The sequence below is a fragment of the Streptosporangium lutulentum genome (assembly GCF_030811455.1).
Classification (GTDB): Bacteria; Actinomycetota; Actinomycetes; order Streptosporangiales; family Streptosporangiaceae; genus Streptosporangium; species Streptosporangium lutulentum.
Genome location: NZ_JAUSQU010000001.1, coordinates 9,564,207 through 9,577,454, shown reverse-complemented (window position 1 = coordinate 9,577,454; position 13,248 = coordinate 9,564,207). Strand labels below are relative to the sequence as shown.

Sequence of the window (13,248 nt, the reverse complement as noted above, 5' to 3'; positions counted from 1 at the left end):
ATGCGCGGACTGGCCGCAGCACCCGCCTGGGCAGGCCGTCCGACCTGGCCGCGGCGGCGGCGTTCCTGCTGTCCGGCGACGCCGAGTGGGTCAACGGTCAGACGTGGTCCATCGACGGCGGCGGCTCCCTGCACGACTGAGAGGAATCAAAGAAGATCATGAAGGTCACCGTTGACCAGGACAAATGCTGTGGCGCGGGGCAGTGCGTGCTGCTCGTTCCCGACGTGTTCGACCAGGGAGACGACGACGGCCTCGTGATCCTGCTGGACGCCTCGCCCGCAGAGGAGCTACACGCCGCCGTGCGCGAGGCCGTCGGCGTGTGCCCGACCTCCGCGATCAAGGCGGGCATGTAGCCCCGGCCTCCGGCGATTCCTTGCCATCGGAACCCGACGGATTTGTCGGAGTTGATCACTACTGTTCCTGGCATGTCCAGCGAACAGCGCCAACACCCCGTTCCGCCACCTGACGGGGTGGAGCCCCCCACGTCCGGCGGCCTCCTCGCCGGAGGATTCCCCCGGATTCTCCGGCACCGCGAAGGACCCGGCGCATGAATCCGTGGGACAAGCTCCGGATGTTCATCGACCGCAAGAACGCCGACGTCGTCGCGGCCCGGATCGTCGAGCTGGACGAGGAGGCGCGCAAGGAGGTCGCCGAACGCCTTCCCGAATACCTGAAGACCCTGCGCGCCCGGCATGAACCCTGGGAGAGCCTCGACGACTACGCCGAGGTGCTCCGCGCCGCCGGGGCCGGGGTCCTTCCCGGAGCGGCCGCCGTGACGTCCTGGTTGAGCCGCCGCGACTTCACCCCCCGGCGGGGCGGGCTGTACAGGGACACCGACCGCCTCATGACGGTCCTCGCGACCAGGCCGGCGGAGTGGCGCGCCGATCTCGCCCGGCGGCTCGCCCTCAAGGTCCGGACGGCGGAGGACCGCAACCTCGCTCTGACGCTCGCCCTGCTCCGCGCGACCGGGGTCGAGGTCCCGGTTCACGATCCGCTGGTCGTCGGATGGGTGAGCGTCACCGGCAGGCTGCCCGTTCCCCGCGAGGATCCGCTCTTCGACGTGATGCTTCCCCGCGTCTTCGACGCCCAGGGGGTGGGACGCGCCCTGCAGTGGGAGGAGCCCACCGGGGTGCTGATGAGCTCCCTGCGCGCTCTGGCCGCCGAGGACGGGGCGAAACGGCTGACCCTGCTGCGGGGGTGCGTGAACCGGTTCCTGCGGGGCGGCTCGCTGACGGAACTGCGGTTCTTCGTCCGCCTGCACGAGGCTCTCGACCCCGCACCGCACGAGATCGAGCCGTACGCCCGTGACTACCTGCGGCTGCTGCCCACCGCGCCGGGACCGATCGCGGAGCTGGCCCTGCGGCACCTGCGCACGCTGAACGGGCTCGACCCCCTCGACCTGGTGGAGGGACTGGAATCGGTGCTCTTCCGGTCCGAGCGCAAACTCGTGCGCGCCGGACTCACCTGGCTGGACCAGTCGGTACGGCTCTCGCCTTCCCTGGCGAGCCAGGTCGCCGGGCCGCTGGGGACGGCGTTCGCCGCCGACTCCGTCGAACTGCGGGAAAAGGCGGTGACGCTCGCGATCAAGCACGCGAGCGGCATGGACGACGAGGGGCGCGCCACCGTCCGCGACGCGCTCGACGTTCTCCCGTACGACCTCAGGTTGCGCGCCTTCGCGGTCTTCGGCGGGGAGGAGCCGGCCGAACCCGACCCGGAGGACGAGTTCATACCGCCCGCGCTCCCCCGGCCTGACGCCCCGCAGCGGATGGCCGATCCCATCGATTCGGTGGAGGGGATGCTGTCCGTCATCACCGGCCCCAGCGAATGGATGGCGTGGGAGCGGCTGCTGGCCGGCTTCGTCGCTCTCGTGTACCGGGATCGCGAGGGCGCGGCCGCCGCGCTCAAGCCGGCCTTGGACGGGAAATACGACCATTTCTACCAGGACAGCAACCGGTACCAGGTCCGCTACGGGGGCCAACCCCCTCACTGGAACTACGTCGACCAGTGGCTGGTCGGAGCGATGCGTTCCCTGACCGGCACCGCGTCGGCGCCTGACGCCTGGAAGCACAAACTCCCCGACGTCAGCGGTCTCTCCACGCCCTGCCTGCTCCTCCTGCACCGAGCCGCCGAGATCCAGATGGCCGTCGAGGAGGACGTCGTCCCGCCGCTGCTGCTCGCCACCCCCACCCTCACGACCGGGCACGTGGACGCCTCGGAGCTGGTGACGAGGCTTGAGATCATCGAGGCCGCCGGGGCGAAGCCGCTCGCCGCGGACCTGCAGCAGGCCCTCCTCCGGCTACGGAGGGACCAGGACCCGCGAACGGCCGAACGCGCGGGCCGTCTCTCCTCGCCGGCCGGTCGCCTGGTCGCCCGATGGCTGGCCGGGGATCCCCTCGCGGACCCCGCGGTCGAAATCCGCTGGTCCTCCTCCGACGGCAAGGTCGAGCGCTGGCTCGACGACGGTGAGACGGACAACCCTCACGAGGTGAGGTTCCTGCCGTCGCTGCACGCGCCGGCCACCGGGTTCCCGCTCATCGACCTGGTGTTCCGCGATCCTCCGAGCAGTAGCGTGGGCATTCATCTGACGTGGTGGGCGGCGATGTTCCCTTCGCACCGGGAGGTGGCCGCCACCCACCTGCTGCCCCATCTCCTCCGTCATCAGTGGCATCGATCGGCGGTGCGGCCGAGCCATCTTCTCCAGCTCTCCCGCGCCGACGGACCTCCGGGAGCCGCCGTGTCACTCATCCTCGGCCGCATGCTGGGAGATCCCGACCTGCCCGAGGCCGTCGACCTCCTGCCGGCGATGGCGGGCCGCGGTGATCTGAACGCCGCCGAACTCGGGCGGCAGGCGGCCCTGCTGGCCAAACGCGATCAGATAAAGCTCGTGCGCCTGACGGCGGCGCTGGAGTCCGCGGCCTCGCGGGGCGCGCACAGGGAGGTGTGGACGGCGATCTCCGCGGCGTTGCCGGTGCTCGTTCCCCGATCCGGCCGGCAGCCGCTCCACGGGCTCGCCGCGTTCGTGGCGCTGGGGACCACGACCGCGACCTGGTGCCGCGCTCGCGGAGTGATCCCCGAGCTCGAAGCCATGGCGGCACGCAAGGGATCCAGCGGCGTGCTCCGTGAGGCGCGCCGCCTGCACGGCCTGTTGACGGCAGAGGAAGGCTGACCCATGCGCTCGCACCGCTCGAAACATCAGGAGGCGCGCCGCCTGCGGCTCGCGATCGGAGACCTGGCCCGCGCCGCCGCGCCTCCCGGCTGGACCGGGATCGCGGTTCGCCGCGCCCAGGTCGGCGGGTTCTCCCGCACCTCCGTCACCTGCGACGGGGTGGAGATCGAGGTCCGGGAGCTGGACGAGCCGTTCCGGCGGCTCCGCGAGCTGTCCTACGCCGACGGCCGGGGAACGTGGTTCTCCTGTGAGGTGCGCTTCACCCCGGAGAGCAGGTCCCACCACGGGCACGTGGACGCCGACGCGTTCCCCTTTCCCGCAGGTACGGACATCCCCGGGCTCGCACCGCTGGAGGAGCTGACGACGTTTCCCCGCGAGACCGTTCCCCGCTGGCTCCTGGACGCGCTCCCGACGGCGGTCCCGTTCAGCCTCCGAAAGCCCGGCGACAGCCTGTGGGAAAGGCCCGATCGCTCGGCGCCGGAACCCGCGCCGGTCTTCTCCGGGGAGCTGGTCTACACGCCGCTCGGGCATCTGCCCGTCCACGGATTCGGGCACGGCGAGAATCGCCGGGTGTTCGCCGTCGTCCTGGATGAGAAGACCACGGGCGACGGCGAACGTCTCTGCTTCATGAACAGGCAATCGATGACCGGCTCGCCCTACTGGGTGACCCGTGGAGACACGCGAAGCACCGGCGGCGGCATCACGTCCTACGTACTGGACGATCGACGGCTCGTCCTGCACCTCACTCCCGAGGCGGCGGACGAGCTGGAGACCGAGACCGTTCTCACCCTCGACCTGAACCTGAAGCCCGCCGAGACGGAGGAGCTGCAGGCCGCTCTCAAAAAGATCATCTTCGTCTGACCGCCCGGGCGCGGACACCGCCGGCCCGGGGAGAGCGAGGAGAACCGTCTAGCTCCGCAGGTAGGAGGCGCCGTTCAGGTCGATGATGGTGCCGCTGGCCCACTCGGCCGCCGGTGACGCGAGATACAGCGCCGCGGCCGCGATCTCCTCGGGCATGGCCACTCTCCCGAAGGGGCTCTGAGCCCGGATCGCGTCACCCCGCGGCGCCTTGAGGTGCTCGTTCGTCATGTCGGTCTCGACGAAGCCGGGTGCGACCGTGCCCACGGTGATGCCGTGCGGAGCCAGGGCGATGGCGAGCGACTGGCCCAGGGCGTTCATCCCCGCCTTGCTCGCCCCGTAGGCGGGACCGTCCGGCTCGCCGCGGAAGGCGCCGCGCGACGAGACGTTGACGATCCTGCCGCCACGCTTCATGTGCCGTACGGCGCACCAGGTGGCGTTGGCCGCGCCCACGAGGTTGGTGTCAAGCGTCCTGCGCCACGCGGCCTGCCAGTCCTCGTAGGAGACCTCGGTGATCGGGTGGTGGAAGAAGACCCCCGCGTTGTTGACCAGAACGTCGATCCCGCCGAGTGCCTTCGCCGCCTCGTCGACCATGCGCCGCACCTCGGCGGGGTCGGCGATGTCGGCCTGGACGGTCGTGTGACCCTCTCCCGGCAGTTCGGCGCGGAGCGCTTCGGCCAGGTCCGCCGAATCGCGATGGTGGATCGCGACCCGGTCGCCGTCGGCCGCGAAGGCCGTCGCGATCGCCCGTCCGATTCCTCGTGATGCCCCGGTGACCAGTACTGCTCGTCCGCTCATTCGCGGGACACTAGCAGGGCGTCGTACGGCCTCTCCCTCCGGGTGTCACGCGTTCCGCGCTCCCGCGACCGGCGTCCGCGGCGCCCCGTCCGGCGGGCCTCCCAGGGCGGATTCCCTCGGGGAACGCCGGGCCAGCCGTCTGCCGAGACGCTGGGCGGGAACCTCGATCAGGCGGTGGGTCAGGTAACCGAGCGCCACCAGGATGAGGAAGAACACGGGAAGGTTCGGGCTCACCTGCAGCAGGAGCGGATGGAGCAGGTAGAGGGAGAAGCTGATCACTCCGAGGTGGGTGAGCCACCGGGGGAACGGCCTGTGCCGCAACGCGAACGCGCCCGCGAAGAAGCCGGCGGCCAGCAGGATCGCCGGCGCCCAGCCGGGATCGTCCTTGGCGAAGATCCCGCAGGCCAGGACCGCCAGCACGGTGGCGACGGCGGTACGCCACCGGATCGCCCCCTGCTCGGCGCGGTACACGGCCGTGCCGGCGAACATCATGGCCAGGATGATCAGGCCCTGCCACGGGCCGATGCGGCTGCCCAGGATCACCAGCGCCAGGCCGAGGAGACCCCCCGTCACCGCGGCGGCCGTACGCGTCCCCCCGCGCCCCCAGGCCGACACGACGACGGCCACGACGACCGCGACGCCGAGGAGCGCGGCGACCAGGTCGGCGCGGCCGTTGATGACCGGACCCGGGATCAGGAATCCGAGGAGTACGGCCAGCAGCGCCAGGACGGTCGCGATCGTGGACGACCGGTGCGCCTGCCGCAGGGTGAACAGCCCGGCCACCAGCAGGTAGAACGCCACCTCGTAGGAGAGCGTCCACATCACGTTGACGACGGCGGGCACGCCGAGCAGTTCCTGCAGCATCGTCACGTTCCCGAGGACCACCAGGGGCAGGGGCCGCGAGCTCAGCCCCGGGTGGAGGGCGAACGCGCCGCCGTACGCGAGGAGGAGCGCCAGGCCGAGCGCGGCGAGCAGCAGGGGCAGGAGGCGGAACGCCCGGCCGACCCAGAAGGCTCGCACGTCACCGCCCCGTTCCAGGGAGGCGGGGATGATGTAGCCGCTGACCATGAAGAACACGAAGACGCCCCAGGTGCCGACGTCGATTCGGCGGTCCACCACGGCCCAGACACCCGGGATGAAGGTCCAGGCGGAGTGGTGCAGCGCGACGGCCAGCGCGGCGGGTCCGCGCAGGGCGTCCAGCCAGGCCAGCCGAGAGGGATTGGAGGCCATTCGCCCGACTTTAGGCGATGAGTCCAGGTGCGAGTGCTCACTTTCGCCGTCCGCCGACCGGCGGCGGGCACCTGCGGGGCGATTCTCGGAACCGGCTGCCGTGGCGGCGGGGGACGGCGGCGCCGCCGCCCCCTGGGCGACCGGGCGTCACGATCCGCCCCGAGTGGCCGGGCGTCACGATCCGGCGCCGGCCCGCCCCGTCGGTGCCGATCCAGGTCAGGCGCGGAAGGCGCCGGCGTGCTCGGCGGCCCACTGGGCGAACGTGCGCGCCGGGCGGCCGGTGACCGTCTCGACGGTGGAATTGACGATGTTGGGCTCCTCCGGCACGTTGCCGAAGACGTTGACGAGAAACTCGATCATCTCTTCCGGCTGCCCTTCGGCCGCCATCTTCTCCCGGGCCTGCTCCTCGGTCAGCTCGACGAAGCGGATCTCCCTGCCGATCGCCTCACCGATGAGGCGAACCTTGTCGCGGGTGCTCAGCCTCTCGGGGCCGGTCAGCCCGTAGGTCTTGCCCGCGTGTCCCTCCTCCACCAGCGCCCTGGCCGCCACGGCCGCGATGTCGGCCTCGTGGACCATGGCGGTGGTGGCGTCGGCGAAGGGCTCCCGCACCGTCCCCTCGGTGCGGACGGCCTCGGCCCACTGCAGCGCGTTGGCCATGAACTCCGTCATCTGGAGGAAGGTCCAGTCCAGGTCACAGGTTCTCACGGCGGGCTCCAGCGTCCCCTCATCCCAGCCGCCCAGGACCGTGACCTTGCGCACCCCGGCCTTGACGGCCAGCTCGACGATCTCCTGGCCGTTCCGCAGCGAGCCGTAGTCGTCTCCCCCGAAGGTGATCAGGTGGACCGCGGTGACGCCGTCCAACGCGGGCACGAGACTGTCGGTCACGGTGAGATCGCCCGCCACGACCTCCACCCCGGCGGGCAGGTCCGCCCTGACCGGGTTGCGGGTCAGGGCACGCACCCGCCGACCGGCCTGGACGAGTTCGCCGACCACGTGGCGGCCGACGGTTCCGGTCGCTCCGGTCACCAGAATCGTCATGGAAGTCTCCTCAGCTTGGTTGGCCTCTGGGGAAGACGCTACAAAGCGAAGCGGCCAGCTACGGTCCTCGATTGAACGGCGGGGTCCCGCGAACGCTCGGCGTTTCGCGGGACCCCTGAACCGGCGTTCGTCGGCGGCGGAGACCGTCACTCACCGGTCGTGGCTGGAACCCTTCCCGTCACCGTGGCCGTTCCCATGGCCGTGGCCGTGGTCGTTCCCATGGCCGTGGCCGTTCCCGTGGTCGTTGTCGTGACCGTGGTCGTTGTCGTTCCCGTGGCCGCCGTTCCCGTGGCCGTGGTCGTCGCCGTCGCCCTTGGCGGGTGAGATCTTGATGACGACCTCCTGCCTGGCGGCCGGGTTGACCCCGTTCGCGGCGGTGACGGTGAACGTGACGCGCTCCGCCTTCAGCGGCACGCCCGAGAGCACGCCGGACTCGCCGTCGAGCTTGAGCCCCCGGGGCGGCTTGCCCCCGGTGACCGTGAACCTCGCCTTGGGGAACGCCGACGCCGTGAAGGTGTGGGAGTAGGACCGACCGGCCTTGCCCTCGGCCGGAGCCGGCGAGGTCATGACCGGTGCGCGGTGCAGCTCGCTCTCGCTGGTCACCGGCGCGAACGGCGTGCCGGTGCCGCCGACCCATCGGTGGAGCGTGATGTCGGAGGTCTGCAGCCCGTTCTGGGAGCTGTCGCGGGAGAGGTAGAACAGCCCGTCGCCGAGCGACTCGATACCCACGTCGGCCTTCTGGACCCAGCCGCGGATGCCTGTGGCCTCGTCCGTGCGCCCGTCCTTGGCCAGTGCGATCAGAAGGCCCCGGTCTCCGCCGGTGCCGGCGAGCTCGCCGAGTACGGGCTGGGTCGCGGCGTCCACCGCGAAGAGCCCGTAGTTCGGGAAGGCCGGCTTGACGCCCACGTACACGCCCATGAACCAGCGCCGCAGGAAGTCGTCGTACTCCAGGTTCTGCACGCCGTACGTGGTGTTGCCGGTGTAGACGAAGTACTTGCCCGAAACACGCTCCGGACCGCTGTGGTGAGGAGCCGTCTCGACGAGCGGCTTCTCGTAGCCGGCCCAGTCGCTCGTGTCGTACTGCAACAGCACCTGGTGGTCGTTGTCGGTGCGGCCGACGTTCGAGTAGACGCCGTAGGCCACCGTCAGATACTGCGTGCCGCCGGTCCTGCCGAACTTCGGTCCGAAGCTGACACCGTCGATACCGCTGCTGCCGTAGCGGTGGTCGGGGGTGTTGGCCGTGTCGCCGTCGAAGACGCCGTTGCCGTCCATGTCGGCCGTGAAGTCGGCGACCACCTCGTTGAGGTAGACGGTCCGCATGACGTCGGAGTTCTGCGCCTGCATCCCCACCCTGTCGATCGCGTCGACATCGATGATCGCGATGTAGAACGCCTTCTGCGCCTTGTACTCGAGCGAGCCGTAGACGCGTCCGTCGGCCTTGTTGACGTCGAGGTCGCCGAGGTGTCCCGTGAACCCGCCCAGGGTTCCGACGATGTTGCCCTGGAGATCGGTCTTCACGAGCAGGGTGGTGAACGAGTAGTAGATGTAGCCCTTCGCCTGGTCGACGGCGATGCCCTGCACGTGGCTGGTGCTCCAGGCCCCGCCGTTGAGCGTCCTGGCGAAGCCCTTGATCGTGGGCACGCCCGGCGACGCGTTCGCGCGGGCGGGCTCCCCCGTCTTGCCCGCGTCGTTGAGGGCGCGCACCCACATCGTGTAGGCGCCGGGCGCGAGGTTCGTGAAGGTGTGCGAGGTCCCGGCCTCGGGAGACCAGGTCAGACCATCGGCCCCGGCTCCGGCGGCGCCGATCGCGACCTCGTAGCCGGTGACGGTCGCGGCCTCCCCGCCGGAGGTCTCACCCGCGTCGGCGGGCGCGGACCACGCCAGTGTGGCCTGGGTGTCCTTCTGCGAGACGCGCAGTCCCGTCGGCGCGCCCGGCGCGGTCGCCTCGGGGGCGAGCCGGGTGACCTTGATGTCGTCGAAGGCGACCGTGGCGTTGTTGATGACGAGGCCGAGGGTCCCGTCGGTGCGGAAGAGATCGTTCGTCGACAGGGACTCGACGCCGTCGACCGAGAGGACGGCACGGGTACCGCGCACCTCAAGCGAGAGCGCGTGTGTCTCGCCGGTGTTGAGGGCGGCGCCCGCGGCGGCGACGGTGGGCGACGTGTACGCCCCGCCGGCGGTCTTCTTCACCGCGTACTCGAGACCGTTGCGCAGCTTGGTGTTACTGCGCACCACGAACACCGAACCGTAGTCCTCGGCGCCGTGGAAGTCCGCGGCCAGGTTGAGCCAGCGAGACTCGTCCGCCACCTGCAGGAAGTTCGCTTCGGCCTCGAACCTGTAGTTCTCGTAACTCGTGCCGAACGTGATGCGGGCACGCTGGCCGTTCACCGAGGTGCCCTCAAGACGGCCGTCCTTGACCTGCCAGGTGCCGAGATGGCCGGTCCATCCCTCGGGGAGCTTTCCCGAGGAGAAGTCCTCGCTGAGGACCACCGTGTCGGCGGGGTCGCCGCCGGCCGCCATGGCCGGGACGACGCCGAACCCCGCCGTCAAGGCGACGACGATCGACATCGCCGACAACGCCCCTCTCCCAAGTCTGCGTGCCGTCGTGTTACCGCGCACGTGTCACTCCTTCGCAGTGTCGCCCGAGCCATGGCCCGGGCGTCCGGCCGCCGTGGCCGCGGGCGGGTGATCATCCGCCTGCCTCAGGGTGTCCTCGCCCGCTGAACACGAGCCGTCGCCACGGCAACGCATCGCCGAAAAGGCCGATAAAGGGGCATGGAAAGCCGGTCCGGTCACGATGAGGCCGTACACCTCGGCGACCGCGCGCACGGCGGCACACCCACGCGGACGAACCCACCAGGGCCGTCCCGGACGCGCCGATCTGGTCGGCGCGCGCGCACGGCGGCACATCCACGCGGACGGACCCACCGCCGGATCGCCCTCGTGCGGCCTCTCCGCCTACGCGGCCGCGCGGTTCACAGGAACGTGTCCTTGTAGAAGACGCTGGCCTGGCGGACACCGTCGGTGTTCGAGTGGAAGCCGAAGGCCAGCCGGGGTTGGACCACCCCGTTGCCGGCGAGCCAGATCGCCATTCCCTGCGGCTCGCGGCCGTGCAGGGACTCGCCCGCGGTCGTCGGCCACCTGTCCTGCGCGACGCTCTGCCCCACATCGTTCAGGTCGACGGCGGTGAGGTAGGAGGTGGCGCCCACTCCGCCTTCGATCAGGTAGGCGTACTGGCCGTAGGCCGTGAACCCCTGGAAGGGATTCGCCCTGGCCCAGGCCGCGTCTCTCGTCGGCAGTGCCCGCTCGGCCAGCCGGTGCTCCCTGCCGAGCCGGCCGGCCCGGGCGTCGCTCATGCGGAACAGCACGATGCGCATGTTCTTGTCGGCGTCCCTGAACCGCACCACCAGCCGGTCGGTGCTCGGGTCGATCGCGGGCTGCGGGTTGGCCGACTCCGGGTGCATGTTCCCAAGGGTGGGGGTCCGGTCCTGAATCGCGCCGCTGTCCCTCTCGAGGACCGCGCCGTTCACGAACCTGAAGCGCCCGATCTTGTTGCCGAAGTCGGTGGGCGGGTTCCGGTCCTGCCATTCCGTCCACAGGTAGACGGCCCCGTCGTGGGGCTCCACACCGATCTGCACGCCGTGCCCGAAGTTGTGCAGAGCCATGGAACCCAGCCGGTTGCCGGCGAGGTCCGTCTTGGTGACCCACATGTCGCCCGCGTTCGCGGGATCGGTGTTCTGCGAGTTGTGCTGCACGAAATAGACATGCCGGTTGACGTTGTCGTACGCGAACGACTGCATCACCCAGTTGGCGTGCAGCGACTTCCTGATGATCGGATCGCCTCCGGACCCCGCGAAGGCGAACCGCGGGCTGGGGGGCACGTCGGCGTGCGCGACGCCCGCGCCGGCGAACGGGAGCGAACCGACGGCCGCCGCGGCGGCGACGCGACCACCCGCCCGGAACAGTCGTCGACGGCTGAGGGATCGGTCCTCCTGATCACCCGATGGCACGGGACCTCCTGGCCATGAAGCAAAAAAAGGTATATCCAACCGTAGATCTTCTTTTACCTTTTAATTCCGGGCCGGTCCATATCTCAAGGTCATCTGGTTTGTTCCGATCCTGTGGTTCCGAGAACGGACAGGAGGCGGACGGCCTCTCGGGCGAGGTTCCGGATCGTTCGCGGAGGCGTCGGCCTGCTGCCCTCGGCGACCTGCCGGAGAGTCGCCGGCGGGGTCACCCGAGCAGCGGCGCCGGGGCGCTCCGGCGGGTTCGCCGCCCTTGTCATTCGGCGGGTTCAGAGGAGGCCCGCGTCACGCACCTTCATGGCGACGTGGACGCGGTTGTCGGTCTCCAGCTTGGAGAAGATCCGGGTGATGTTCGCCTTCACGGTCGCGACGCTCATGTAGAGACGTTCGGCGATCTCGGCGTTCGAGCTGCCCCGGGCCACCTCGATCGCGACCTCGCGCTCGCGTTCGGTGAGCCTGTCCAGCTCCCGCCGTGCCTCCGGGTGCCGCGGCTCACGTCCGTCGGTGGCCGCGGCGATCACCTGCAGGGTGACGCTCGGCGACAGCACCGGCTCGCCCCTCGCCACGGCGCGGACCGCCTCGATCATCTTCGGCGGCGGGGTGTCCTTCAGCAGGAAGCCTCCGGCGCCGAGCTGCAGGGCCCGCAGCACCATGTCGTCGGCGTCGAAGGTGGTGAGCACGAGGATCCGGGGCGGGTCCGGCTGGGCCAGCAGCAGCTCGGTGGTGGTCAGCCCGTCCTGGTTGGGCATCCGGATGTCCATCAGCACGACATCGGGCCGCAGGTCGCGGATCACCGTCATGGCCCGCCGTCCGTCCTCGGCCTCGCCGACGATGTCCAGGTCGGGCTCGCCGCCGAGGATGAGACGCAGCCCGGTCCGCACCATCGGGTCGTCGTCCACGATCACCAGTCGAGTCACGATGTCAGGCCTCCCACGGCAATCGGGCGTCGAGGATGAAGTATCCATCCTGGACGACGTGGCTGATGGTGCCGCCGATCATCCGGGTTCGTTCGGCCAGGCCGACCAGGCCGAACCTCCCGCCGGGGCCCGCGGACGTCCCAGGCGGCGCCGGGTTGCTCACCCGGATGCGCAGGCCGTCACCCGGCCGCCCATCGAGCTCGGCCGTCACCCGGCTGCCCGGCGCGTGCTTGCGCGCGTTGGTCAGCGCCTCCTGCACGATCCGGTACGCGTGCCGGCCGGTCTGCGCGGGCAGCAGTTCCCTGTCGTCGATGGTGTCGTCCACCTCGACCCGCTGACCCGCGGCGCGCACCTCGTCGAACAGGGCGTCCACGTGGGCCAGGGTCGGCTGAGGGGCCTCCGGGGCGCCGTCGCGCCGGAGCGCGCCGAGCACGGTGCGCAGTTCGTTCAGCGACTGGTGCGCGTTCTCCTGGATCGCCAGCGCGATCTCGCGGGTCTCCTCGGCGGTGAGGTCGGTGCGATAGGCCAGGCCGCCGGCGAGCATCGACAGCAGGGAGATCCGGTGAGCCAGGACGTCGTGCATCTCATGGGCGATCTTGACCCGTTCCGACAGCTTCGCCTGCTCGACCGCGGTCAGTGCCGCCGCTCGCCGGGAGGCGGCCAGATCACGGCGGGAGCGGACGTACAGCCCGAAGACGGTCAGCCCTCCGAGGAAGACGGTTCCGGCCACCACGGAGACGACGGCCGTCTGGCCGGGGCTGCGCCAGACGGCGAATGCCGCCTGACCCAGCCAGAGCACGACCGCTCCCGAGATCATCTGAGGCCACCGGCGATGCGTGCACAGGGACACGTACGCGACGTAGGCGGGGCCGGCCGCCGTGCCGGAGAAGACGGTCAGCAGGGCGGTCGCCAGTGCGATCGGCCACGGCCGGTGACGCCGCCATCGCATCAGGACCAGCCCGACCGCACCGAGCCCCACATCGACCAGTGCGAACGCGTCACGGTAGTCCCCGGGGACGGCCGCGACCAGGACGACGCCGTAGAACAACATCGGCAGCATGGCGAACAAATAACGCAGCGCGATGCCCGCCCGGTCCAGGGGCGGCTGGTTCTCAGCGGGGTCGTGCACATCCACAGCCTAGAGACCACGGGGCCGATGCCTAGCGACCCAGGTCTACATCCGGGTGGCCGCGAGTCCAGAACCGGGGCGACGAAC

At 70.5% G+C, this 13,248-nt stretch carries 11 protein-coding genes; 4 read left to right on the top strand and 7 right to left on the bottom strand.

Annotated features, from left to right (window positions below):
* The first annotated feature begins 26 nt into the window (after nucleotides 1-26).
* The 4 genes from J2853_RS43185 to J2853_RS43170 all read left to right on the top strand — a co-directional run bounded on the left by J2853_RS43185 (nucleotide 27) and on the right by J2853_RS43170 (nucleotide 4,027).
* The gene (locus J2853_RS43185; RefSeq protein ID WP_307569017.1) at nucleotides 27-140 is read left to right on the top strand and encodes an SDR family oxidoreductase; all 114 of its coding nucleotides are present in this window, start codon (nucleotides 27-29) and stop codon (nucleotides 138-140) included.
* Between the two features lie 18 nt (nucleotides 141-158).
* Complete coding sequence (locus J2853_RS43180) at nucleotides 159-353, top strand: ferredoxin (RefSeq protein WP_307567507.1); 195 nt, start codon at nucleotides 159-161, stop codon at nucleotides 351-353.
* Nucleotides 354-547: 194 nt separating this feature from the next.
* Nucleotides 548-3,166, top strand: coding sequence for a DUF7824 domain-containing protein (locus tag J2853_RS43175; protein WP_307567506.1), 2,619 nt, complete (start codon nucleotides 548-550; stop codon nucleotides 3,164-3,166).
* Nucleotides 3,167-3,169: 3 nt separating this feature from the next.
* Entirely contained in the window at nucleotides 3,170-4,027 is an 858-nt protein-coding gene (locus tag J2853_RS43170) for an Imm10 family immunity protein (RefSeq protein ID WP_307567504.1), read from the top strand.
* A gap of 48 nt (nucleotides 4,028-4,075) precedes the next feature.
* Here J2853_RS43170 and J2853_RS43165 read toward each other — a convergent pair whose 3' ends face one another.
* The 7 genes from J2853_RS43165 to J2853_RS43135 form a co-directional block, all read right to left on the bottom strand.
* Entirely contained in the window at nucleotides 4,076-4,822 is a 747-nt protein-coding gene (locus tag J2853_RS43165; RefSeq protein WP_307567502.1) for an SDR family NAD(P)-dependent oxidoreductase, read from the bottom strand.
* A gap of 45 nt (nucleotides 4,823-4,867) precedes the next feature.
* Nucleotides 4,868-6,052, bottom strand: a complete 1,185-nt coding sequence (locus tag J2853_RS43160) for an acyltransferase family protein (protein WP_307567501.1) — start codon at nucleotides 6,050-6,052, stop codon at nucleotides 4,868-4,870.
* 216 nt (nucleotides 6,053-6,268) lie between these two features.
* Nucleotides 6,269-7,090, bottom strand: coding sequence for an NmrA family NAD(P)-binding protein (locus J2853_RS43155; protein ID WP_307567500.1), 822 nt, complete (start codon nucleotides 7,088-7,090; stop codon nucleotides 6,269-6,271).
* A gap of 150 nt (nucleotides 7,091-7,240) precedes the next feature.
* On the bottom strand, nucleotides 7,241-9,709 hold the full coding sequence (locus J2853_RS43150; protein WP_307567498.1) for a 3-keto-alpha-glucoside-1,2-lyase-like domain-containing protein: 2,469 nt from the start codon (nucleotides 9,707-9,709) through the stop codon (nucleotides 7,241-7,243).
* Nucleotides 9,710-10,065: 356 nt separating this feature from the next.
* Complete coding sequence (locus tag J2853_RS43145; RefSeq protein WP_307567496.1) at nucleotides 10,066-11,100, bottom strand: phage baseplate protein; 1,035 nt, start codon at nucleotides 11,098-11,100, stop codon at nucleotides 10,066-10,068.
* A 284-nt stretch (nucleotides 11,101-11,384) separates the two neighbouring features.
* The gene (locus J2853_RS43140) at nucleotides 11,385-12,032 is read right to left on the bottom strand and encodes a response regulator (protein WP_307567494.1); all 648 of its coding nucleotides are present in this window, start codon (nucleotides 12,030-12,032) and stop codon (nucleotides 11,385-11,387) included.
* 4 nt (nucleotides 12,033-12,036) lie between these two features.
* Nucleotides 12,037-13,161, bottom strand: a complete 1,125-nt coding sequence (locus J2853_RS43135; RefSeq protein ID WP_307567493.1) for a sensor histidine kinase — start codon at nucleotides 13,159-13,161, stop codon at nucleotides 12,037-12,039.
* Nucleotides 13,162-13,248 lie beyond the last annotated feature (87 nt).

Excerpts from the sequence above, each read along its gene's own strand:
- J2853_RS43170 (WP_307567504.1), top strand. The coding sequence starts at position 3,170 with ATGCGCTCGCACCGCTCGAAACATCAGGAGGCGCGCCGCCTGCGGCTC.
- J2853_RS43175 (WP_307567506.1), top strand. The coding sequence starts at position 548 with ATGAATCCGTGGGACAAGCTCCGGATGTTCATCGACCGCAAGAACGCC.
- J2853_RS43155 (WP_307567500.1), bottom strand. The coding sequence starts at position 7,090 with ATGACGATTCTGGTGACCGGAGCGACCGGAACCGTCGGCCGCCACGTG.
- J2853_RS43160 (WP_307567501.1), bottom strand. The coding sequence starts at position 6,052 with ATGGCCTCCAATCCCTCTCGGCTGGCCTGGCTGGACGCCCTGCGCGGA.
- J2853_RS43165 (WP_307567502.1), bottom strand. The coding sequence starts at position 4,822 with ATGAGCGGACGAGCAGTACTGGTCACCGGGGCATCACGAGGAATCGGA.
- J2853_RS43180 (WP_307567507.1), top strand. The coding sequence starts at position 159 with ATGAAGGTCACCGTTGACCAGGACAAATGCTGTGGCGCGGGGCAGTGC.